This window comes from Pseudobdellovibrionaceae bacterium, from assembly GCA_023954155.1.
In the GTDB taxonomy this organism is placed as follows: domain Bacteria; phylum Bdellovibrionota; class Bdellovibrionia; order Bdellovibrionales; family UBA1609; genus JAMLIO01.
Window position 1 is genome coordinate 57,660 of the sequence record JAMLIO010000001.1, and the last position, 24,930, is coordinate 82,589.

Annotated in this window: 18 protein-coding genes; 11 read left to right on the forward strand and 7 right to left on the reverse strand. The window is 40.8% G+C overall.

All coding sequences use genetic code 11. From position 1 onward, the window contains the following. Positions 1–5 precede the first annotated feature (5 nt). A complete protein-coding gene (locus M9899_00290) occupies positions 6–3,056 on the forward strand; it encodes an efflux RND transporter permease subunit (protein ID MCO5112591.1) in 3,051 nt (1,016 codons plus the stop codon). A 75-nt stretch (positions 3,057–3,131) separates the two neighbouring features. Next, the gene (gene greB, locus M9899_00295) at positions 3,132–3,608 is read left to right on the forward strand and encodes a transcription elongation factor GreB (GenBank protein ID MCO5112592.1); all 477 of its coding nucleotides are present in this window, start codon (positions 3,132–3,134) and stop codon (positions 3,606–3,608) included. 87 nt (positions 3,609–3,695) lie between these two features. On the opposite strand, the gene M9899_00300 is transcribed toward greB, so the two are convergent. From M9899_00300 to M9899_00325, 6 genes are all read right to left on the reverse strand, one after another. After that, positions 3,696–5,501 carry an ABC-F family ATP-binding cassette domain-containing protein gene (locus M9899_00300; protein MCO5112593.1) on the reverse strand — a complete coding sequence of 602 codons (1,806 nt, stop codon included), beginning with the start codon at positions 5,499–5,501 and terminating at the stop codon, positions 3,696–3,698. A 3-nt stretch (positions 5,502–5,504) separates the two neighbouring features. Then, positions 5,505–7,628: a prolyl oligopeptidase family serine peptidase gene (locus tag M9899_00305; protein MCO5112594.1), complete on the reverse strand. Its 2,124-nt coding sequence runs from the start codon at positions 7,626–7,628 to the stop codon at positions 5,505–5,507. A 513-nt stretch (positions 7,629–8,141) separates the two neighbouring features. Then, entirely contained in the window at positions 8,142–10,139 is a 1,998-nt protein-coding gene (locus tag M9899_00310; protein ID MCO5112595.1) for a DUF4105 domain-containing protein, read from the reverse strand. Positions 10,140–10,227: 88 nt separating this feature from the next. Further along, positions 10,228–10,695, reverse strand: a complete 468-nt coding sequence (locus tag M9899_00315; GenBank protein MCO5112596.1) for a DUF3015 domain-containing protein — start codon at positions 10,693–10,695, stop codon at positions 10,228–10,230. Between the two features lie 110 nt (positions 10,696–10,805). Next, positions 10,806–11,153, reverse strand: a complete 348-nt coding sequence (locus M9899_00320; GenBank protein ID MCO5112597.1) for a hypothetical protein — start codon at positions 11,151–11,153, stop codon at positions 10,806–10,808. Positions 11,154–11,228: 75 nt separating this feature from the next. Continuing rightward, a complete protein-coding gene (locus M9899_00325; protein MCO5112598.1) occupies positions 11,229–12,512 on the reverse strand; it encodes an acetyl-CoA C-acetyltransferase in 1,284 nt (427 codons plus the stop codon). Positions 12,513–12,677: 165 nt separating this feature from the next. On the opposite strand from M9899_00325, the gene M9899_00330 reads away from it, so the two are divergent. The 9 genes from M9899_00330 to M9899_00370 all read left to right on the forward strand — a co-directional run bounded on the left by M9899_00330 (position 12,678) and on the right by M9899_00370 (position 23,314). Beyond that, entirely contained in the window at positions 12,678–14,441 is a 1,764-nt protein-coding gene (locus M9899_00330) for a DUF885 domain-containing protein (GenBank protein MCO5112599.1), read from the forward strand. A 146-nt stretch (positions 14,442–14,587) separates the two neighbouring features. After that, positions 14,588–15,379 carry an SDR family oxidoreductase gene (locus M9899_00335; protein MCO5112600.1) on the forward strand — a complete coding sequence of 264 codons (792 nt, stop codon included), beginning with the start codon at positions 14,588–14,590 and terminating at the stop codon, positions 15,377–15,379. 14 nt (positions 15,380–15,393) lie between these two features. Then, entirely contained in the window at positions 15,394–16,848 is a 1,455-nt protein-coding gene (locus tag M9899_00340) for an aldehyde dehydrogenase (GenBank protein ID MCO5112601.1), read from the forward strand. 21 nt (positions 16,849–16,869) lie between these two features. Next, positions 16,870–17,745, forward strand: a complete 876-nt coding sequence (locus M9899_00345; GenBank protein ID MCO5112602.1) for a tRNA U-34 5-methylaminomethyl-2-thiouridine biosynthesis protein — start codon at positions 16,870–16,872, stop codon at positions 17,743–17,745. 1 nt (position 17,746) lies between these two features. Beyond that, the gene (locus tag M9899_00350; GenBank protein ID MCO5112603.1) at positions 17,747–18,736 is read left to right on the forward strand and encodes a hypothetical protein; all 990 of its coding nucleotides are present in this window, start codon (positions 17,747–17,749) and stop codon (positions 18,734–18,736) included. Between the two features lie 12 nt (positions 18,737–18,748). Continuing rightward, on the forward strand, positions 18,749–19,837 hold the full coding sequence (locus M9899_00355) for an asparaginase (protein ID MCO5112604.1): 1,089 nt from the start codon (positions 18,749–18,751) through the stop codon (positions 19,835–19,837). A 144-nt stretch (positions 19,838–19,981) separates the two neighbouring features. Then, the gene (locus M9899_00360; GenBank protein ID MCO5112605.1) at positions 19,982–20,398 is read left to right on the forward strand and encodes a RidA family protein; all 417 of its coding nucleotides are present in this window, start codon (positions 19,982–19,984) and stop codon (positions 20,396–20,398) included. 109 nt (positions 20,399–20,507) lie between these two features. Then, positions 20,508–21,017: a hypothetical protein gene (locus M9899_00365; protein ID MCO5112606.1), complete on the forward strand. Its 510-nt coding sequence runs from the start codon at positions 20,508–20,510 to the stop codon at positions 21,015–21,017. 95 nt (positions 21,018–21,112) lie between these two features. Then, positions 21,113–23,314, forward strand: a complete 2,202-nt coding sequence (locus M9899_00370; protein ID MCO5112607.1) for an ATP-binding protein — start codon at positions 21,113–21,115, stop codon at positions 23,312–23,314. On the opposite strand, the gene M9899_00375 is transcribed toward M9899_00370, so the two are convergent. Further along, positions 23,311–24,828: a hypothetical protein gene (locus M9899_00375; protein ID MCO5112608.1), complete on the reverse strand. Its 1,518-nt coding sequence runs from the start codon at positions 24,826–24,828 to the stop codon at positions 23,311–23,313. The two genes, M9899_00370 and M9899_00375, sit on opposite strands and share 4 nt — an antisense overlap. Between the last annotated feature and the right edge of the window lie 102 nt (positions 24,829–24,930).

The following is a 24,930-nucleotide window of genomic DNA, read 5'->3' on the forward strand; positions in this document are numbered from 1 at the left end:
TTTTTATGATCAATAGTTTTGTAACACGACCCGCAACTACCGTAATGTTTGTCCTCTTTTTTGCGCTGCTTGGCTTTGTGGCCATGTTTAATATTAACGTTGAAAGGCAGCCGAGAATTGATTTTCCTTTAGTCAGTATCAGCGTGGTTTACCCAGGCGCTGACCCCGAAGAAATTGAAGGGCAAGTTCTAAAAGAAATCGAAGACGTCGTCGCAACCATTTCTGAAATTAAAAAAATGGAAAGTCGTGCTTTAGACAGCATGGGATACATCATTGTTGAGTTTAATCTTGGTGTAGACGTTAATGACAAATCTGCTGAAATTAAAGAAAAGATTGATGGAATTCTTATCAATCTTCCTACTAATATAGAAAAACCCGTTGTAGCAAAAGTCGACCCCTTTGCTACACCTGTTGTTTGGCTATCTTTATCTAGCGACAATCACAGCATGGTTGAGCTTTATGAATTTGCCGACAAAAAACTCTCTGACCAATTTACAAAAATTACAGGTGTAGGAGAGGTAAATATTTTTGGCGGACAAGAAAGACAGGTAAGAGTTGAACTGTCACCTGATTTAATGAGAAAAAAATATATCTCTGTTGACGGTGTTATTGGTCAGCTGCGTGCACGGAATTTAGATGTCCCAGCTGGAGACATTAAGAAACCAGACAACACTATCGCAGTTAGATTTGAAGGGAAATTTAATAGTATCGAGAGTATCGCCAATCTAAGGCTTACCAGCCCTGATGGAAACCAATTTACTTTAAAAGAAGTCGCCAACGTCTACGATGGAGCTGCCGACCCAGAATATGCTGCTGCTTTTAATGGGCAAGATACTGTTGTACTCGGTATTGTTAAAATTTCAGACGGTAATGATGTTAAAGTAAGTGAGGGCGTAAAACAAACTCTTAAAAAGATTGATCATCTTCTTGAAGATGGGATGAATCTTAAGGTGGTTAACGATACCTCTACATTTATTGTTGATGAAACCAATCGAACTATAGAAGGAATCATCATTGGTATCTTGCTGACCGTTCTAGTTCTTTTATTCTTTACTGGTGACTGGCGCATTACGCTGATCTCAGCCATTGTCATTCCAAGTTCTATTATTTCGTCCTTATTTTTAGTTGAAGCCAGTGGCTTTTCGATTAACTTTATGACTCTACTAGCTTTTGCAACGGCACTCGGAACCTTGGTGGCCAACGCGATTGTGGTAATTGAAAGTATTGATGCCCTACTTAAAAAAGGCGTCCCTGTCGTTGAAGCCGCAATCACTGGAACGAAGGCTGTGACCATACCCGTATTGGCAGCTTGTGGAACCAACATTGTGGTGTTTGCACCCCTATCTTTTATGGATGGTATCGTGGGGCAGTTTATGGTGCAGTTTGGGATGACTGTAATTTATGCCACAATCTTCTCTCTTATGGCTTCCTTTACTTTAACTCCCATGCTTTGTGCAGTGATGCTAAAACCCACTAAAGCAAATCAAAAAGAAAACTTTTTAGTCAGAACTTCTAACTCATTTACTAATTTTATAAAGTATGAGTACAAGGTAATTTTTGACCTTATGTTCAAAGCTCCTATTTTATCAGGCATTCTTGCCATAGGCCTGTTTATTTTTGGTGTCTCGGTTGCCCCTTACGTTGGTGGAGAATTTATTCCCACATCTGACGAAGATAAAGTTCAAGTGATGTTTAAATACCCTCTAGGAACACGTGTGGATAAAACTATGGATGCGGTAAAAGCTGCCGAGTCCAAACTTCGCGAGCTTCCTGGAATCAAATCTTCACTGATTGTGGCAGGGAATAACGGGCAAGAAAACGCCAATATTATTCTTCTTCTTGAACCTTCTGCTCAACGTAAGCACAGTGACGTTAAACTAATTGAAATGATGACACCTTTATTAGCCGACGTTCCAGACGCTGAGATTGAAATTGTCCGAGGTGATGGAAGTGGAGGCGACGGAACGGGTGATATCTCAATTAACGTGTCAGGCGTAGATTATGACAAGACCGTTGAGCTCTCCAATCAAATGTTAAAAATCATGATGGACTCAGGTTACTTTCGATCTTTAACCTCAAGCCATAGAACGCCTAAAACTCAGATTTCATTTACTCCCGACGCTCAAAAGATCGAACGTTTCGGTTTAAATAATGCCAGACTCGGTGAGGTTATTAGATCTTCCATTTACGGTGATGATTCTAATATTTATCGTGAGAAAGGCGAGCAATATAAAATTTTTATTGAGTCTGCTAAACCTTATAAAGATTCGCTAACTTCGTTAAATGATCTGTTTATTGTATCTAACTTCGGTCTCACGCCATTAACTGAGTTAGGAGCAGTGGAAGTCAAACCTTCAACGCCTACAATTTTTAGAAGAGACCGCTCAAGAGTGATTCAACTTAACGCCTATATTTCCAAATCAAATGCCTCGGATATTATGGCCGACCTCACTGCAAAATTTAATGCCCTTAATATTGATGATGGTTACAGTTACGCCTTTGTGGGATCTGCAGAGTACCAAGCCGAATCTGGACGTGAATTAGGTAAGGCCTTCTTACTGGCTGTCATCTTCACTTACATGGTGATGGCTGCAATCATGAACTCTTTTGCCCACCCATTTACGATCTCTACATCTATTGTTACCAGTTTTGCAGGGGTATTTTTATTCTTGTTCTTTATGAGCTCAACAATGAATATCGCCTCTATGTTAGGCATGGTGATGCTAGTAGGACTTGCTGTGAACAACGCCATCTTGATGCTGGAAGAAGTGGAGTTGATCAAGGTGCGAAAACCTGATCAACATTTGCGAGACACCATCTGGGAAGGTATTGACAACAGGTTTCGCGCAATTTTGATGAGTTCATTGACCATTGTATTTGGTGCTTTACCTCAGCTTTGGTCTATTGACTTGGCTAAAGTATCCATGGGTGCAGTGATCGTGGGAGGTATTTTGGCCTCTATCCTGTTCACCTTCATTTTAACGCCACAAGCGTACTATATTATTGAAAAATCAGTTTCTTTTGTGAAACGCAAATTGCGTCCTGCTGAAATATAGACTAATAAATATATTTATCTTATTATTTTTTCAGGGCTCTAGATAGAGCCCTGAACTTTTATAGGGCTTTCTTCTATGAGCAAAACAAAGAACTACATCACCAGAAAAGGGTTTGAAAAGCTCAAAGAAGAAGCGCGCCTGCTTTTCCATGAAGAGCGACCAAAAATTGTAGAAACCGTCGCCTGGGCCGCTTCCAATGGGGACCGCAGTGAAAATGCCGATTACCAATACGGAAAACGACGACTCAGAGAGATTGATCGACGCTTAGAATTTTTAGCTAAAAGAATGGATATTGCGGAAATCGTGGACCCTGCCACAATCACATCTTCCACCATTGTTTTCGGAGCCACTGTCTCTATCGAAGATGAAGAGGGTGTGCAAAAAACCTATCAAATTGTAGGCGAAGACGAAGTGGACACCGTAGGCAATAAGATCAGCTGGAAGAGTCCCATCGCTAAAGCCTTACTTGGCAAAACTCTAGATCAAGAGGTCTTGATCAAACGCCCCAAAGGCGATCATTGGGTTGTGATCACAGATATTAAATATATTTGAATAAAAAGTTAGATATTTTAAATTATAAAGTTTTTTCGTTCTGAGCTTTTTAAATTTTTTCTAAAACCTGCTTTGCATTAAAATGACTCAAAGCTTTAATAACCTGGCCTTTTCCTCAAGAACTTGCCAAAGTTCGTAAAGCTCATCCACTTTATTTTGCTTTTCAGTAACTAGTGCTGTGGCCTCAAAAAGGCGGTCTTTGTCTTGGAAGACTTGCGGGTCTTCTAACTGGGTTGTGGCTTTTAATAACTCTTCCTCAGCAAGTGCAATATCCTGTTCTATAGTTTGAAGCTGCTGCTTTTCTTTATAGGACATTTTGACTTTCACTTCCGTATTTTGAAGTTGTTGTTTTTCCTTGTAGGATATTTGCTGAGGCTTTTTATTTTTAAGCCATTGATCTATAGACGCATACGTGGCCCACTCACCCGCTCCTCTTAAACCTAAAAACTTCTGACAGAGCTTAGACATAAACGCCCTGTCATGGGACACAAGCAAAACTAGCCCTTCAAATTGGGATAAGGTATCTTCTAAAACTTCTATGGTTTCAATATCTAAATCATTTGTCGGTTCATCTAAAATAAGAACATCCGCAGGGCTTAATAAGAGCTGAGCAATTAAAAGCCTAGCCTGCTCTCCACCTGATAGTTGGGAAATCTTAAGTTGCATCTTTTCGGAAGTGAATAAAAATCGACTGGCGTAGGCAGCGACATGCACGGATTGTCCCTTAAAGATCACATAGTCTGATCCATCTCCGAGAAACTGCATCAAGTTGATGTCTTGAGGAAGCTTTTCTCTTTTCTGATCAAAGTACACAATTCGAATATCTTCAGCCCTAAATAGATTTCCTGCTAAAATATGCTGATCTTGAGCGATGGCCTTAAGCAGTGTGGTCTTACCGCTTCCGTTGTCACCCAATAGCCCTAAACACTGTTTAGGTCCTAATATCAAATTGATGTTTTGTACAAGAGGCAAATGCACATCATAACCCACACTCACTGATTTTAATTCTATCAATTTTTTAGTCTTTCTTTCTGTAGCATCAATCTCTAAGCGGGTCTTTGCTTGTGTAGATCTGTTGCGATCCTTGACTGTTTCAAGTTGCTCTAAGAGTTGATGAGCCTCTTGGATACGACTTTGGCTTTTTGTAGTTCTGGCCTTTACTCCTGCGCGCAGCCATTCCACTTCTCGGCGCGCTTTGTTTGACAGCGACTCTTGTAAAGTCATCTGGGCTTGAATGTACTTGTCTTTCTCTTCTAAAAACTTACTGTAACTGCAATTATAAGACAAATAGCCATTGGCATAAAGTGGGTTGATTTCAATGGTTCGATTAGTGACTTGATTTAAAAACTCTCTATCATGGCTGACTAAAATAAAACTGCCCTTATAAGACTTTAACCACGACTCTAACCACAGCAACCCATCCCAATCCATGTGGTTCGTGGGTTCATCCAAGATAAGAAGCTCAGGCTCATGAGCTAAAGCTCTGGCAATAGCTAAGCGTTTTTTCCATCCACCAGAAAGTGATGAAACACTCACATTGGGGTCTGAAAAACCAGTCATACTTAAGAAGGTGGTGGCTTGCACTTCTGCATACAAAGAATCTTGTTGTTTTTGCATCAAAGTTTTAATGATGAAATCTTTGGCAGAAATGTCTTCTTGAAAATGTGTGTCCTGTGCGACCAGAGCAATTTCTAAACTTTTTCTTGGACTGACCTCACCCATATCTGGTGTGTCGTAACCTGCCATGATTTTTAATAGCGTACTCTTGCCCGATCCATTAGGCCCAATAAGACCGATCTTTTCGTGAGCAAAAATCCCTAGGCTCAAATTTTCAAATAAAAGCTTTGAACCCAGAGTCTTTTGAATTTTGTTGATAGATAACAATAATGACACAGCCTAGTTTAAACCCTCTTGAAGAAATGCAAAGATCAACGCCCATTGGTGAGCGGCCTCTTTTAAATCCGAGCTACCCCCATGACCACCTTCTGTATTTTCATAAAGGTAGACATCCGCAATATCAAGCTCTTTCATTTTTGCCACCATTTTACGAGCATGAGCAGGGTGGACACGGTCATCTTTAGTTGAGGTATAAAATAAAAAATGCGGATACTTCGTGTCTTTTGAAACATTATGGTAAGGCGAGTATTTTTTAATAAATTGCCAGTCTTGGGCCTTATCAGGATTGCCATACTCAGACATCCAACTCGCACCCGCTAAAAGCTTGTGGTAACGGCTCATATCTAACAGGGGAACCAGACTCACTACTGCACCATATAGATCAGGTCTTTGCATAGATACCGCTCCCACAAGAAGCCCGCCATTGCTTCCGCCCATAATTGCGATTTTAGATGGAGAGCTTATTTTTTGATGAACAACATCTTCGGTGACCGCCGTGAAGTCTTCATAGGACTTTTGTTTATTTTGTAAAATAGCGGCCTGATGCCACCCAGGACCATACTCGCCGCCACCTCTGATGTTTGCTAATACGTAAACATTGTTTTTATTCAGCCAATGTTTTCCCAAAATAGGTGAATAGGTCAGTTTACGAGGAATATTAAAACCTCCATACCCAGATATAAGCACTTTATTTTGCGAATTGAGTTTTAATTTCCCATCATACACCAGAAAATAGGGAACCTTCGTTCCATCTTTACTGGTTGCAAATCTCTTTTCAATTTTAATGTTTTTATCTTTATAAAAACGTTTAGAGGCTTGAACTTGAGATTTTTTATGCACACCAAAATCATACACATATAACCCAGTGGGGAGATTCATATTCTCGGCAGTAAAGTAAAATTTATCCGTGTCTTTTCTCGCATCTATAAGTCTCAAGGAGACTGCACTTGAAAACCCTTGCAGATTTATATCTGTAATCTTAAAAGTCGACTTCTGTTCTTTTTTAACAAGTTCTACTTCGGATAACTTTTCATCTAAATCATCCGTATATAGAAAAATAATCTTATCTTTGGCCACCAACATTCTGCCAAAAGATTTTTTAGAGTAACTCTGACCAAACATCTCTGGCGCGAATATCTCTTGTACATCCTCCAATTGGCCATTGGGTAAAACCTTTACTGCTACAACTGTACCTTGTACAAACTGTTTCTGCTTTAATTTACTGTCTTTTAAAAGATAAGTAAGGAAGTACCCTTCATAATATCCATACACTCTGATAGATTTTGGAAATTGAATCTTTTGGGTCTTAATTTTATTTTCTAGATTCTCAACAAGATAGTAGTTAGAGTCATAAAAATTTAAAGCCTCTATGGCAATATCACGAATGTCATTCTTGTGTTGAAGTCTATAGGCTGTGATCAACATGTTTTGAGGCTGAGTTTCAAGCAGAGTCTTTGCCTGCTGTAAAGTTTCTCCACGCTTAAGAATTTTAAGAATTCGTGGGTATCCTGATTGAGTGTGAGTATTAGGACCCAAGTCTGTTGCAATATAAAGTGCGTCTTTGTCCCTCCACTCTACTCTAGTTTTGGCTTCGGGAATCACAAAACCCCCTGCTACAAAAGATTTTGTAGCCAAGTCAAATTCACGAAGCTCAACCGCATCCTTCCCACCATCTGATAATGAAATGAGGCAGTATCTCTCTTGAGGTTTTAAGCAGGTCTCTCCCTTAAACACCCAGTTTTTATTTTCTGCTTTTGCAAGAGCATCAAAATCAATGACGATCTCCCATTTGCGTTTTCCTTTTTCAAAGCTCTGAATAGGTTGGCGACGCCACACTCCTTTGACATGTTTTTTATCACGCCAGAAGTTATAGACATGATCCCCTATAATTTGTGGGTAAAGAAGTTTGTCTTCTGACTCCAACATCGTAAGAATATCATTATATGTCTTTTGAAACTCTTTGGTCTGAGTGAATTTATTTGTAGTGACTTTGTTGTTTTGAGTCACCCATCCCATAGATTGGTCTGTGCTGATCTCCTCAAGCCATTGAAAGTGATCATTGGATTTGGCATAAGCAGAAATAAATGACAGTTGAATACAAATTAAGATCAGGCCACGTTTCACATGTCCCTCCATGAAAAAAGGATTTGTGAAATTATATAGTCTCTTAGACTGCGGTGACAACACACCTCACACAAAAACACCACCCTATTCAGAGTGGTGTTTTTGGAGATCTTAAGTCCCTATATTTATTTGTGATCTCTTCCCTCTTTGGAAGCAGCTCCCCAGCTGCTGTCCTACTTTTTTGCCCCTAGCAAATTTTAAAGACTGTGTCCCTTGGATTTCAGCCTTGTCTCCCTCTTTGGCCCCGTCTCTCTGCTGATCATATATAGTCGTTTTTAGCTAAAGAGGTAGCGCAATTTTTACAGGTTTTTTCCGAGATATAATTTTCTATTATAGAATAAAAAAAGAGTATTTATTTAAAATTTCTTTGCTGAGCCTGGTTTTGACCCAAGATTCGCCCAGCATGGATTTCACGTCTTTTCTGTCAGTTTTTGGTTTAGACAAATAGCTTAAATAATGGGCACACGATAAGTTCCGCTTATCTTTAGGTCTGTAAAACTTTCTTTGTATCCACTAATAAAATTTACGCAAACCTACTTCCCAATGAGAGTCTTCAAGTCTTAGACCCTCTGTATGACCATGCAAAAACAGTCCTTGTGCGTACGCAGCGAGCTTAAATTTTGGCACATAGTATTGAGTCGTTCCCTCAACTTGCCACTGTCTTTGCCACTGCTGACCTAAGTCCCAATACCAACGATGTCGGACTTCTAAAAGTGTGGCCAGATTAGAAGTCCAGTGCACTTTAAAACCCAAAAGAGGAGCTGAACTTAAACGAATCTTGTGATTAAACCTCGCACTGCTTTCTAGAGCATTGGAAAACATCAAATACAATAAAATGCTTTGATCTTGAGTAAGCGAAAAAGTAAGACCCGTATCAAATGACGCCACACCCACGATCTCATTTAATGAATAGGTATAGAGATTCTTACCCAAGCCTAATCTTAATCTCCAGCTGAGCTTTTTATCCATTGTGCTTGTGGGGGACAAAGCCTCTATCCTTAAAACATCTAATCTATCTAAACTCACCCGCCAGTTAGAGGAATTTTTAAGCTGATACACTTGTAGATTAAGATCAAAATAGTTCATTGCAATGGGAACATCCATCCCATCTTTTGCATCATACAACTCATGAAAGCCCATCTTATAACCCAGATTCAAAGATTTAAAGTTTTCACCCTGTCTATAGGATGTTCCAACTCTTTGTGGAGGGTGGATGGTTTCTGGTGCTGAAGGTATATTGACCGTCAATGCAGGTGTTTTTTGTTTATGGCTTCTTGCAAGCAGAAGCGGTTGTTTTTTTTCTAAAGTTTTATCTTCATCTGTAATATAGGACTTAGCATACTGGTAGTCATAATATAACATCGCTGTTTCTAAAATCTGTACGCTATCCCCTTTGAGCGACTCTTTGTCTTGCAATTTTTCATCAAAAAGATCATTGGCAATTTGTTTTACCCTGAGTTTCTCTTTGCGAACTAAGGGGTTTAAGCTTTGCAAAAGCTGTTTGTTAATGGAGGGTCTAAATTTTACTCTTTTAACCAATCCTTCATACTTATATAAACTTTTGATAGTCTCTACAGGAATAACAAGCACTTGATTTAAATCTTTATCAAAATTGTACTTGGGCGACACAGCGCCTATGCTTTTGAGTGCCCAATAGGAACAGTTTTTGCCTAAGAAGTAGTACCACGTCCAACCCCTGCCTAATTCCCAAAAGTGCATGGTCAGCAGTTGGACGTCCTCATAATCCAAACCTAATTCGTATTCCCAAAGGTCTCTGGATTCAAAATCATTGTACTCGCGAATCTTGTAATAAAAAGGGACCGCCGTGAAATCCCCTCTAAAAAAACCAAACAGACCATTGATGGCATAAAAAAATGGATTTGTACCTTCGGTGCTGGCCGCATAGTTAATGCCATAATTGAGCAAATCCATTCCTTCTTGGCCTTGTTTGTTGATTTTTAGAAATGTGTGTCCAAATGCCGAAGATGGTGAGTTAAGATTATAGGCCGAAAACACCATAGAGATAGATTGCCCCGCAGCTCTATTTATAAAAGATAGAAACTTAGGACAATACTTGATCTTATGAAATTCGTTAGCCTTAAGTTCTTTATCTAAAACATAAAACCTAGCAGGAAATTTACAAATGGCATGGTCATCATCAATGTCACTTGCGTCTTGAAAGAACATCTGTTCATACGTGGCCAATAACTCTTTGTAAGGGTTTACACTCCCTTCAGGACTGAGAAAAAAATCTGGGCTAGCAATTTCACTTTTCCCTTTAGCATTATAATACAACAACCTACGCCATCTAGGGCTGGCACTCCATGCTTGGAGTTTGGCTTTATGGACTGCTGCCGCCGCATTCTGCTCACTATGGTTCATTGAATTGACTTGTGTGATATTTCTGCTTTGCCCAGCATCAGATTGCGCGCGCGGAGGGATCTCTGTCTGTGCGAAGACAAAGCATCCAAGACTCAGGAATATATAAATAATAATAAAACGTATAACCATAAAAAAAAGCCTGTTTAAGCTAAACAGGCTTTTTGTACTTATTCAAGTCTCAGCTTTAAAAGCGACACTTTAATATGATGTTCTCGTATTAACCCAAACCAGGACAAGCATGATTGGATTTGATCACCAAGTCCATGTTCTCAACAATCTCTGCTGCTGACATGTTTGTATCAGTGATGATCAATTCATAGTTTGATTTGATAGTGTCTGCAAATACAGCTGGTGTTTGGCAAGAGAACATTTGAGCTAATACTGTCACTGTCTCTCCTTCGCCTTTAGCCAGTTCGTTCATTACAGAAATTTTATTAGCTGCCACGAACACATTGGCTTTTTCTACTTTGGCGTTGATTGCATTGGCATCACAATTTAATGTACCAAAAGTAATACCAAAAGTTTGGTTACCTAAAGTCGCGTTAGTAGTTGCAGCAAGAACTTGCTCATACCATTCGTTTTTACCTTCAAAAATTAAAGAACCCACACCACATCCTGCAGCTCCATATCCGAAAGCTTTTGCAGAAAAACCAAAAACCAATAGAACCAACATCAATCTTTTCATTTCATCTCCTTTTGAAATACATGTTGTTTAAAACTCACTTCATATTTTATACAATGCCGACGTGATTGAACATCAAAATTGTTCTTAGTTTTTTACACAATTATACCAAGCTATTCGTATTTTTTAATGCAATCCAACGCAGTGTCATCATCGTAAGCCTTGATGACACTCAAATCATCGTCTGCCGTATTGATCTTTGCTTTAGACATTGTGTAACGCTTATGAATGGCCTCGACAGTTTCAAGGCTAAGATCTTTAGCTTTATGCTCTTCAACTAAACATTTACAAACTTGAGCGACCTTTTTTTTAGGTAACTTCAAAGTGCTGTTCTTATTACATGCACTTTCAATTTGCTTATATAAAGTGTCACGCGCATCTTTTTTAGCATGTAAGGGAGCTATCAAAAATGACATCAGAAAAAAACTAATCAGGACCTGTCTTGGAAATTTAATACTCATAATGCAAAAATCCTTTTTCCATAACTTAATCTAACATCTTAAGAGCAATAATGGAGTCCAGTACCCAACTTTAGTCTAGCTCTCTGCCGAACGCATGATCAAGGCCACACCCATACCCCCCGCGGTGCACGCCGTGAGCAAAGCCTTCGCATTGGCGCGTGAACTTAATTGCTTACCCACAGCTCCAATCATTCTAGCTCCCGTGGCCGCAAATGGATGTCCCAAAGCTAAGCTACTTCCTTTTAAATTCAACTTACTACGATCAATTTCTCCAAGCACACCCTCTAAGCCCAACTTGTCTTTGCAATATTGAGGATCAGTCCAGGCTTTGAGTGTGCACAAAACTTGAGCGGCAAAAGCTTCATGAATTTCATAAATGTCAAAATCTTGCAGGCGCATACGATTTCTTTGTAACAAGATGCTGACGGCTTTTGTGGGAGCCATCAATAAACCTTCACCACCCACAAAATCAACGGCTGCTGATTGAGCATCCTCAATATAGGCTAAAATAGGAAGGTTATGTTTTTTAGCATAGTCTTCTGAAGCCAGCATGACAGCAGCGGCTCCATCTGTCAGTGGCGTACTATTGGCTGCCGTCAATGTGCCATTCACTTTATCAAAAGCGGGCTTAAGTGAGGCCATCTTTTCTAAGGTGGAGTCGGGTCTTACAAATTGATCCTGCTTTTGTCCCTGAAACTCAAATACTAAGTCAGAATAAAATCCTTCTGTATAAGCCGCGCCCGCATTACGATGACTGGTTAATGCAAAGGCATCTTGGTCCTCACGTTTGATCTTCCATTCTTTAGCCATAAGTTCGCAATGATCGCCCATGCTTAAACCTGTGCGAGGTTCATTCACTGTGGGAAAAGTAGGAACGATAAATTTAGGTTTAAATGACAATAGGCTTTGCAGCTTCGCCATAGTGGACTTCGCCCCACGCAATTTAAACAACCACTGTCTATAAGCTTCTGATATTTCCAGAGGGGAACCACTATTTGTGTCCGTGCCACAAGCAATACCCGCATCCGCTTGTCCCAGCTTAATTTTATTGGCTAGAATAATGGCTGCTTCCAAACTTGTGCCACATGCTCTCTGCACATCTAAACCTGGCGTAGTGGGATCGAGTTCTGTGGACAGCACACATTCACGCACCAAATTAAAATCTAGTGTGGACTTGATGACAGAACCACCGATGACATCGTCTAAAAGCTTTCCTTCTAATTTTAATTTTTTGATTAAATCTACAAGTGTTGCCGTTAATAAATCTTTATTTTTTAGCTTTGCATACTTACCAAAAGATCTGACAAAGGGAGTACGGCTTGAACCTACTAACACTACCTTTTGCTGATTTGAACTCATAATACCTCACTTTAGCGTAGAGCATCTTTAAATATGTTCTATTGTATAATTCTCAAGCACATATTATATTACAACTAACGTAAAATACACTCAACCACAGAAAGTCTTTGCATACAGACAGAAGTCGAACCCAGGTCCCCATTAAAATCATGCAAAGGAGGTTTTATGAACACACTTAAACTTCTCCTCACTGGTCTTATTATCTTAAGCATCACCTCTTGCTCAACCGCTCCAAAAAAACCTGCTTGGCAAGTGCAATCTGATCGAATCGCACAAGAGCATGTTTTAGATTTTGCCGAAATCTTTCCCGAGGACGCTTCTGAACTGGGGTATCAACAGTTTGATAAGCTAGGTGAACAGCCTTCGCATCAAACCCGATTGCTCTGTTTTGAAAAATTAAAACAGTGGGAACGCAAACTTCAGACTTTGCTAGAGGACACCCATTCCGCAGACCTGCGCATTGATCTGGAAATTTTACTTGCACAAACACAACTGGATCTGGAGCATTTTGCTTTAGACGAACAAGAACGCCTTATTGCCATTGGGCGTCCCTCGCAATCTATTTTTAATAGCCTGTCACAACTAGTAAATGAACAATTTTCGTCAGAACGACAACGCCGTGCCGTGGACAGATTCAAACACTACATGAGCACTGAAAATAAAAACACCTACGTGACAGACCTGAAACAACGTCTACTTTACGACAAGAAAAAATATGAAGGTAAGCTAACGGCCTTCTCTTATCCCTCAGCAGAATTTATCAATAACTATTTGAAGAACACTGACTCTTTTGTTGCAGGCATTGAAGAGCTTCTTATAAAAACAGGGCGCACCGATTGGAAGGAAGAGTTTGAAACCTTCAAAACAGAGGTTCACGAATATGACCTTCTGTTAAAACAGGAAATTCTGCCCTTAGTGCCCAAGCGCACGCAACTTTCTAGAAAGAGATATGAGTTGCGTCTAAAAAGATTTGGTAACTCGACTTCTCCTGAAAATATGATCAGTGAAGGCAAAAAGGTCTTTCAAAAAGACTATCTTGAACTGAAAGGTTTAGCTCAAGAGATTGCAAAAAAACACAGCCTTAAAAACAACAGTCCTGCGTACGTCACACAGTTTCTTAAAAACTCCGCCGTCAAAGACGCCCACGAAGCTAAAGCGCTTTATCAAAAGGCCAATCAACGTCTGGAAAGTTTAATTAAAAAGCACGACCTAGTGACCTTACCACAAAAACCTTTACTCATTCGTTTAGGCAGTAAGGCCGAAAGCAAAGCCTCACCTGTGCCTCACTTAAATATCCCACCTCTACTCAACAACAAAGGGGAAACCCCTGAATTTGTAGTACCCACTGGAGAAAGCCAAAATGAACTTCCTTACGATGACTTCAGTCATTTTGGAATGGCCCTAGCTTTAACCGCACATGAAGGACGCCCTGGACACGATTTGCAATTCCAACATATTTTAGAAAAACCTATCAGCATTATCCGAGCCGCTTACGCCTTTAATTCCGTCAATGTGGAAGGCTGGGCTCTTTATGCAGAACAGATCATGGTGCCCCATCTTAACCTTGAAGAGCAGTTTAGCTTCTTGCAAAGTAAAATGTGGCGGGTAGCAAGATACTTCTTAGACCCGATGATTCATCTTGGACAAGCCAACGAAAAGTTTGTCATTCAGGTGCTTCATAAGCAGCTGGGCCTTTCTGAAGCCTTATCCCAAACCGAGTACGACCGTTATTCTTTCCGAATGCCTGGACAAGCTCCATCTTACTACCAAGGCTACCATAACCTAGTGGCTTTTAAGGAAAGGCTGGAGGCCCAAATCGGCAAAATGGAAACGAAATGCTTTCACGATACCCTGTTGTCCTTAGGACTAATGCCCCACAACCGCCTAGAAAGCCTTAAAAACAACTTTGTAGACTGTAAGCACATGTAGACCACGTCTTTCCTCGACGTTTTGAAACTCTCCAAACTGAGGGGTTTCATTAGCCCGCAATAAGTTACAGATTATCCTTTTGCCGAGGCAAAGAGGTGTGCAGCCTAACATACGGCGCGTCAAAGACAAAAACTAGGGATTCGCTTATGTCAATAGACATGAAATTGAGAGAGAATTCCAAAGCCTTAGTATGTGGAGCTTCGCAAGGAATTGGCCGAGCTGTGGCCATAGAACTTGCGCGCGCAGGTGTGACCGTTCACGCGGTATCCAGGTCAGCAGATAAACTGAAAGACCTTATGGATGAGCTTAAAGACATCAACTCTTTAAACCATCAATACCACTGCGTTGATTTTTTAAGCCCTGATCAACTTCAACGTTTCTGTGAAGCCATCCCTCAGCAGAACTTTCAAATTTTGATCTGTAATGCAGGAGGACCGAAATCGGGACCACTCATAGATGCCAACACAGAAGAGTTCCTGCATGGCTTTCAGGCACACGTGCTGACCAATCAAAAACTTGTGCAAGCCGTCCTACCTGCGATGAAAAGCGGTGGTTGGGGACGCATTGTAAACATCATCTCGACATCTGTTAAAGTTCCTATTCCTAATTTAGGTGTCTCCAATACCATTCGAGGAGCCGTGGCTCAATGGGCGAAAACTTTAAGCCTTGAACTCGGCCCTCACAATATCACCGTCAACAATGTCTTACCTGGATACACAGAAACAGAACGACTAGAGAAACTCTCTCAGGCTGCCGCAGAAAAACAAAACTTATCCCAAGAACAGATTTTAAATAACTGGCGTATGATGACGCCTATGCGTAGATTTGCCACAGCTCAAGAGGTCGCATGGGCGGTGCAATTTTTATGTTCAGACCAAGCGGGTTACATCTCTGGAATCAATCTTCCTGTTGATGGTGGCAGAACGGGTTGTTTATAAAGGGAGACTTTGCGGTGACACAGATTTTAAATTACATTCATGGCGAATTTGTTCCTGCTCAAAACAACCAAACCCTAGACAACTATAATCCAACAACAGGTGAAGCATATTCTACCTTACCCGATTCGGATGCGGTGGATGTGGTCTTTGCCATTCAGTCTGCTAAAAAAGCTTTTCCCAAGTGGTCGGCTCTCAGTCCTCAAGATCGCTCAACGTGGCTACATAAAATTGCGGATGGCATTGAGAAGCGATTTGATGAATTTGCACACGCCGAGTCCGTAGATCAAGGAAAACCCTTGTGGCTTTCTAAAGAGATGGATATCCCCAGAGCCATTTTAAATTTTCGTTTCTTTGCAGAAGAAATCTTAAAGTTTGAACACAAACAGATTGTACCTGCACAAGAGGGTTCTACTCTCAGTCACGTTATCGAAAAGCAACCCATAGGTGTGGCAAGCTTGATCTCGCCTTGGAACTTGCCTTTATATTTACTGACTTGGAAGATCGCTCCTTGTCTGGCCACAGGCAACACTGCCGTCTGTAAACCTTCTGAGGTGACACCCATGACGGCCTATCTGCTTGCACAAGTTTTACAAGAAGTGGGACTACCTGCTGGAGTTTGTAATATGGTGTTTGGCACAGGAAACAACGTGGGGTCCACTCTGACTTCACATCCTGGTGTATCTTTAATTTCATTTACAGGTGGGACTGAAACTGGGCGAAAAATTGCACAAAGCAGCGCAGATAAGTTTAAAAGACTAAGCCTTGAAATGGGTGGGAAAAATGCCGCCATCATCTTAGAGGACGCAGACCTTACCAAAGCTGTACCCGCTTTGATCCGTGCCGCTTTTTTAAATCAAGGCGAAATCTGTTTATGTATCGAACGATTTTTTGTACATGAAAAAATTTATGCAGAATTTCTATCAGAGTTCATTAAGGCTACTGAAAAACTTAAAGTGGGTGACCCTTTTGAAGACGACACCTTTATGGGACCTTTGGTGTCCAAAGCTCATCTTGATAAAGTCACATTAGCCATTGAGCGAATGAAACAAGATAAGGCCAAAATTCTTTTTGGAGGCACAGCCGAAGTGTCTGTCACTGAGAAAAATAAGAATGGTTACTTTTTTAATCCCACAATTGTAGAAGATCTTTCTGATTGTTCGGAAATGCAACAAGAAGAGATCTTTGGACCAGTTGCAAGCTTTAGGTCTTATAAAAATTTAAGCGAAGCCGTGAAATGGGCCAACACCACACCTTACGGGCTGTGCGCTAGCATTTGGACGCAGGACACAGATAAGGCCGCCAAAGTGGCCAGCCACCTTGATGTAGGCACTGTATGGATCAATTGCTGGATGAAGCGAGACTTAAGAATGCCTTTTGGTGGAATGAAAGACTCGGGTCTTGGTCGCGAAGGTGGTCATTACTCTTTTGATTTTTTTACTGAAATGAAAACTGTGTGCATACAGATTTAATCACTTTGAAAGGATAAAACAATGTCAGGACGAATAGTTGCAGGATTGCTCGCCCCACATCCACCACATTTAGTTTATGCCGAAAACCCTCCGCAGAATGAACCCAAAGCCGAGTGTGGTTGGGAGAACTTGCGTTGGGCGTATGAACGAATGCGCCACAGCTTATCAAACTTAGAATATGACGTACTGATTGTGCACTCACCGCATTGGCGCACACAAATTGGCACTCACTTTTTAGGTGTGAAAAACTTTAAGTCAAAATCTGTCGACCCTATCTTTCCCCACCTGTTTCGTTACAACTATGAATTGGAAGTCGATGTAGACCTTGCAGAAGCGATTGAAGAGCGTGCGCGGAACAAAGGACTACTGACTAAGATGATGAAAAATCCTGATTTTCGTGTGGACTATGGAACCATTGTTTCCTGTCACATGACAGACCCCACATGGTCTAAGCCTATAGTGGGAATCTCATCAGTAGGAGCTTCAACTTATTACAGTGTAGATGTGATGGATGATCTTATGCGCGCGCTTGGCGAGGCCACACGCGAGGCCGTTGAAGCCTCTGGAAAAAGAGCCGTGCTGATTGCTAGCCACTCTTTGTCTCATAGACACTTCGTGGATGAAAGTGACATTCCCGAAGATATGTCTAAAGAACATATACAAAATCACTCCCAGTATTTGTGGGACATGAAGATGATTGAATTGATGAAAAAAGGCAATTCCAAAGCCATTTTGGATTTCTTACCTGACTTTACAGAACAGACTATTGGAGAAACCGATGCAGGGGGACTGGCTTGGATGCTTAATGCTTTGGGTATGCCTCAAACTCCTGCCATCGTACATGGCTATGGCACTGTGATCGGTACAGGAAATGCCGTTGCCGAGTGGAGGGTGTAAAATGAGCATTTTAAAAAGTTATCTTTTACCAGGATTGCCGCATATCTTATTACAACCGCAAGTGAAGACACCGTGGACCGCACTCCACCAAGCCTTTGACAAAGTCCGTACAGAAATTGAAGAGCTGAATCCTGATTTAATTTTGATTTACTCTTCTTATTGGTCCAGCATCATTGGTCATCAGATTTTAGCAAAAGAAAATATTAAATGGACTCTTGTAGATGATGAATGGCACGAGTTGGGCTCTATCCCCTACACCATGAACTGTGATGTGGAGTTTGCTAGGGAGTTCAAAAGAACTTCTGAAGCTCGTGGACTTTTAAGCAAACTTACAGATTACGAAGGTTTTCCCGTAGACACGGGAACGGTGACTGTAAATCAACTGGTCAACCCTAAAAATAAATTTAAAGTATGTGTGACTTCTTCTAACATTTATTCTGACCGATCAGAAACTCAAATTCTTGGTAAAGCCGCTCATGACGCCATTGAAAATTTAAATCGCAGAACTGTTGTGATTGTGATCTCTTCTTTATCCAATCGCTATAATATCGAACCTGTGAACTATGATTCTCAAGAGGACCGTATTAGCTCTGCTAAAGACCACGAATGGAATCTTAAGTTTTTAGAATTTCTAAGCCAAGGACGTTTAGAAGATGCCTCTCAACTTTCACGACAATTCCATCGCGAAGCGCGAGTGACCAAAAAAGTGGTAAACTTTAAACCTTTCTGGTGGTGGTCCGCAGTAGCAGGAATGGATAACAATTATACTGGGGAAGTTTTTGAATACCAACCCGTGCACGGCACAGGAGCTGCCGTAGTGGGTATGACTCGTGGCACTTCCAGTTTCGGCGATTTAGAATTTGATGAAGACAATACGGATTTTTATATGGGCAATCGCAATGTCTTAAGCACGGGAGGAATGGATTCAGGAAAATTAAACATCACTGATCCCTTTACTTCCTCCCACGAACCCGACGACGAAGAAAACTAAGGAGAACGACGAATGGATTTAAAAAGTTTTCCCAAAAGTCCCTTAGGCAACAAAATCGAAGGTTTACCTACGGGGCGCGATGTGGACTGGGTTCCTTTAGTGGACTTCCGTCGCAACGATGTCTCTGAAAACACCATCCACGGCGCCATCTCTTGGTTCTCTGGTGATCAGTGCATTCACTCTTTTGGTGGTAATGTCTTGTGCTACGGACGAAGCATGATGAAGCCTTTTTATATTAAAGTCTTTGCTAACGAACTGGATTCTGTTCTGAACATAGAACAAAAGGCCATTGCTTTGGCCAGTCATAATGGCAGCGCACAACACGTCAAAGCCGCACAGTCTATTTTGAGCGAAGGCGAATGGGGTCTGATGCAGACACCTTTGGATCTCCCCTTAGTGCAATTTGGCAGACAAGTCCGACGTCCGCGCCGATGGTTCAACAACTCTTCAGGTCATCATGCGGCTATCTTAAAGGGGGCTCGTCTTAAAGGTTGGAATCGTGCAGGATACACTTTACCCAGCCACCCCATTTTTCAAGAGTACCTTAAAGTGATCAAACGGTATCTTGGTGAGGACTACAAAATTAAACGTGTCGCTCGAGATGGGGACGGTCTTCCCACGGTCGCCATGACTGTGAATGACCTGGCTCAGTGTTATGCTGGCCTTGCTAAAAATAAAAACGAAGACTGGATTTGGGGAGCGTTTATTGAAGAACCCGATCTTATCGGAGGGTTCAATCGTTTGGATACAACAGTGATTAAATCTTGCAATAGACAGGTCATTGCTAAAGAAGGCGCCGATGGACTTCTGGGACTGGCCATAGATCATCCTGACTACAAAGACGGTCTTGGTATTGTGATCAAAATTGCACACGGCTGGAATCCTCAAGCAACTTGGTACGTAGCGCGTTCTATTTTGGGTGTTTTAGGATTTGAACTCAGAAACCCTTATCCTTTACGACGCCAAAAAGCTTTTGTGGTTGAAAACATTGTTCCGCCTCAATACCTAGAAAAGCTCACGCAGATTCCCACTTGGGATGATTGGGACCCCGATCATGACAGGTGGTACTTTGATTACAACGACTACACGGATTTATTCTAGCTCCACACAGCCACAGACGGGATGAAGCTTGATGAGGTCCCACATTTTATTTTATTCTTTAATCATCTCAAAAAGTTTTGTTGCGTGAACGCAATCGAAGTTTGATGATAAACGCTTAATCCATTTTAATTTTTGGAGCTTAATATGAAAGAGATCATCAGCCAAAAAGCACCTGAGCCAGTGGGAGCCTATCCTCACGCGCGTAAAGTGGGAGATCTACTTTTCCTTTCAGGAGTAGGCCCCAGACAACGTGGCAGCAAAGATATACCTGGGGTGATCCTAAACGAATTTGGCGAGGTTCAAAGCTATAATGTCGCAGAGCAGACCCATGCTGTGATTAAAAACATCGAACTGGTATTACAAGATGCGGGAGCCACACTCAAGGACCTCGTCGATGTGCAGGTGTTTTTGATCAATATGAAACAGGACTTCCCTATTTTTAACCAGGTTTATGCCCAATACTTTGATGTTGAAACAGGCCCCTGCAGAACTACGATTGAAGTGGGCGCTCTTCCCACACCTATTGCAGTTGAAATCAAAGCTATTGCTCGCCTAGCGTAAGGTCCTTAAGACCCGTAATTATTTTAAAAAACTTCACATAATCTACGTTGATGCTTCACGTAAATCCCCCCCAAATGTTCTATTCTCAATGAGCATGGGAGGTGTTCCAATGAACCACGCCAAAGTCTTATCATTAGAAGAAGCCGTTAATGACAATTTAGACGAGTTCATTAAGGATTATTACGAAGACACATATAATGTGTATGTGCCCAAACGTAAGTTTTTTAAAGAACCCCGTTTTTTAGTCGTTGAGGATGATTTAACATATAAGCCTCTGTGGGATTTTATTCTCCGTAAAGTCGATAAGGATTTTACCTATGATTGGGTGGCTTCAGTCGATGAAGCCGAAAAAATGATCTCTAGTGCATTTAAATCTAATAAACCTTATGACCTTATCATTTGTGATATTTTCCTTGAAGGCAGCCAAACGGGGCTGGATTTGTGGAGAAAGCACGGGCTGGTCTACAACAATATGTTAATGGTTTCTAATATCGACTACGAGCAGCTCATTAAAAATTTAAGAGATGAAGTCTACATCCCTCCGTACTTAAAAAAACCGCTAAGTGTAGATGAATCGGTAAAAGCTATTAACAAATCACTCTTAATGAGTTATTTTTAGGCCCAAGAGTAAAACAGAGAAGGGAATCTCTACTTTTTAACTTTACTTTGATAAAGCAAGAAAGCTCTGCGACAAGCTTTACATCGGAGCCTACTTTGAAATTGCTAACGGCTTTAAAAAATAAACTTTCGTTTTTAATTTTAGGCGTAGTGCTGCTTGCCATATCCGCTGCCTTTTCTGTCACTCTGCTGCACCGCCTGAATCACACCATGCAACTTCGACAGCAGGCCATTCGAGTACAAAGCAAAATCACCGCTCTAGATCAACGGGTCAAAGAGTGGCTGCTTTTAAGTCTTGCTTACAATGATTCTCCCAGCACTGAGCTTTTCATTAAAAAAGAAATGGTAGAAAGCTCTACTTATGAATTGTTTGATGATTTAAAAGAACGTCTGGCCAATGATCAAAATTCTTATGAACGACTTTTGAACCTTGAGCTAGAGTGGAAAAAGATCAACACCGTTTTACCTAGTCATAATGTCTTAGATTATTTTTCTTTTGAAACCAAACAATTAGAAAAGGCTCAGTTGGATGCCATTGGCATTCATGGTCCACTGATTGATAGTAACTTTAAGTTGATCTATGTCATGAGTACGATCTTGCTGATATTATCAACCTTTGTCATTGGTACAGCTTTGATCTTATTCCGTCGAGAGCAACGACTGAACAACCAACTTATTGACGAGCTTCGGGTCTCCAAAGACGAAGCTCAAGCCTCTTCAAGATTAAAGTCTCAAATCTTGGCCACTGTCAGCCATGAGATCAGAACTCCTCTTAATGGTATTATTGGGATGTGTGACATTCTTTCCCATCGCAGTGATCTTGACCCTAGAGTCAGAAAAAAAATTCAAGTGATCATGGCTTCAGGACAGACCCTTACACACATTATCAATGACATCCTCAATTTTTCTAAAGCCGAAGCAGGTAAAATCGTCACCAACAAGGCCAACTTTAACCTTTTTAGATTATGCCAAAATATTATTGAATCTTTACACTTTCAAGCAGGACAAAAAGGTGTGGCTTTGCAATTAGATTATGAAGACTCACTGACTCATCATTTTGAAGGTGATAAAGAACTGCTCTCTCAAATTCTTTATAATCTTATTGGTAATGCCGTTAAGTTTACAAGCGAAGGGCATGTGCGCCTCCAGATTTCAAAAGCAGGAAAAAATAAAATTGATATTGTGGTTGAAGATACAGGGATTGGAATTGAAAAAGAAAGTCTCTCTAAGATCTTTGAACCTTTCTATCAGGCCAGAAATATCAATGCCAAACAAGGTACAGGATTAGGACTTGCCATTTGTAAACGTCTGATTGAAATGCTAAATGGCCGAGTCAGTGTCACTAGCACCTTGGGTGTCGGGACCAAATTTCATGTTAAGCTCCCCTTAGTGGAGTCTGAAGTGTCTTTAGTTCAAGGAACTACATCACCAAAGTCTGAAGGGAGTAAGAAACCGCCAAAATTTATTGGACTCAGAACACTCATTGCCGAAGACAATGCCACCAACCAATTGATCATCACCAAAATGTTAGAACTCCTTAACATCGATTATAAAATTGCTGAGAATGGCCAAGCAGCTCTACGTCTTGTTGAAGCTGAGACCTTTGACTGTGTATTTATGGACTGTCAAATGCCTGTCATGGATGGTTACGAAGCCACAAAGCAGATTCGAACAAAGGGACTTAAAATCCCTATCTTCGCTATGACAGCAAATGCTGCTGAAGAAAACGTGGATCAATGTCTCGCAGTAGGAATGGATGGATTTATTTCTAAACCTATTTCGTTGAACGAAGTGATTCAAGTTTTAACAGATAATTTCAAGGATCATGTCTTAGAAGAAACCGTTGATCCAGAAAAGGTGACACTGACCACGGACGCCTCCATGGAGGATTCTGTGATTCTCACCGCTCAAACCTCTGGACTCAACTTAAATGGTGAGGGCTTAAGCTTTGAAAGCGACCAAAAGCAACACCTCTACTGTCAGGATAGCATCCAAGAGACCCTAGAAAAACTGACCCAAGAAACAAATGAATCTGTGGTGTTACAAATATTAGACTCCTTTAAGTCCGCATTAGGTAAACTGAGTTATGAGCTTCATAATGAGATTGAGGATTTATCCAATTTGCGTAAAGTTGCTCATAAATATAAGTCTTCAGCAAGTCTGATTGGGGCCGATACTTTAGCGCAGACTCTTAAAAGTATTGAGACCTCTAGGGATTTACAAGAGGCCAAGAAGCATGTGGAATTTATTAAAAAAATCTTACCTGAATTGACTCAATATCTGGATAAGAACTATTAACCACCAAATATAAAATCAAATAGTGTCTTCTTTTTCTTTGGTGCAGGATCAACAGGAATTGGTCGCGGCGGAAAGTACTGCCCGTTCTGATAATTGCCATTTCGTTGATCATAGTAAGGATCAATGACCACAGGTGGTTTTTCAACCACTTTAGGTTTTAATGGAATATGAGTTAAATTTGACGCCACATAGGTTTCTGGAAAATCTCTTCCTAGTCCCGCAATATAATCAATTACGGGTTGAACGCTTTTGTTACGTCGTTGAATCAAAGTCAAACAATCACCATCAGACACAGTATGGTAAACCCCGTAGCGTCTCACCGCATAGGAAGTGCCATTTTCACAACGCACATTTCGTGTTTGCGGGTCTGCCTTACTGTAGGCCACGACATTATAGTTTGAGTTGACCTTAGGCATTGGGTTATCAATCCACTTATACTGAGGCAAATTATAAACAGCCTTTGTGGATAAGGTGTTATGTGGACCTTCATTCAAAATAGCATCTAGCTGATATAAATCTTTATCTGCCATACGCATACATCCGTGGGACTCGAATCCACGCACCAATTTGTCTCTGGTGATTTGGTAATGAAATCCTACTTCTCTGTAACCACCTGCATTTTCTCCTAAATTTTTATCAATCACAGCAATAAAGGGACGACCTCTAAAATAGGCAGGAAAATTTCTGGCTCTCGTGTTATTGATGGCATGCCATTGACTGGCCTTTTTAATTTCTGCATTCTTAAAATCTTCATATTCCTCATATTTATTTGTGCTGTTGCGCATTCTACTAGGAACTAAAAAAGTCATGGAATGGACTTGCCCGTCCATTCCTGTCTGAGTGCGAATATCTAAAGCTCCGACCGTTAATGGAAAAACTTTAGTGATCAGATAATATGAGTCTTCTAAAATCATCTTACGATCAAGAATAGACACATTCACACTAAATTTAGTTTCATTAAGATGGATGTCTTCATAAAATTTTTGTACTTGCACAACATCAAATATTGAACCCTTACCACCCGCATTCTGATGCCAATCTACACGCACTTGCAAACGTCTAAAATAATACCCAATATTTTCATCATGAATAAACAACAATAGGTCAGCATCAAATACCTTATCTTCCCCTGTGACATCTACAACATTTTCATAATCCACACTTAGGATTGCATTTCTGCGTGTGTGCTCGTTCTTCTTGGTGGCGACAAAAACCTCTTGTCCTGATTCATTAGTCTTATAATGCCCATCAGGCCCCACAGCCCCATCTCTATAAAATTTAATTCGGGTATTCATCTCAGGAATAATAAGGTCATCGGCTGTAGGTCCCACGAATAAACCTGGATGGGCCTCAAACATTTCCAGAATCTTACTAGAAGTCCCTCGAAAATGAACAGCACTCTTATCGTACTTAGCAATATCTCTGACATCGACATGCTTTAAATACTCAAAACGATTCGCATAGGTGACAGAAGCACTAAACAACACACTCAAAAGCACAAGCCATTTGGTCATTATCATTCCCCTTATTTCTGGAATATCCAATCCTAATAAAGCAAAGTTAGGACCAAAAAACTGAGCTAAATTAACGCCTTATCTGAAATATAGAAGACTTAG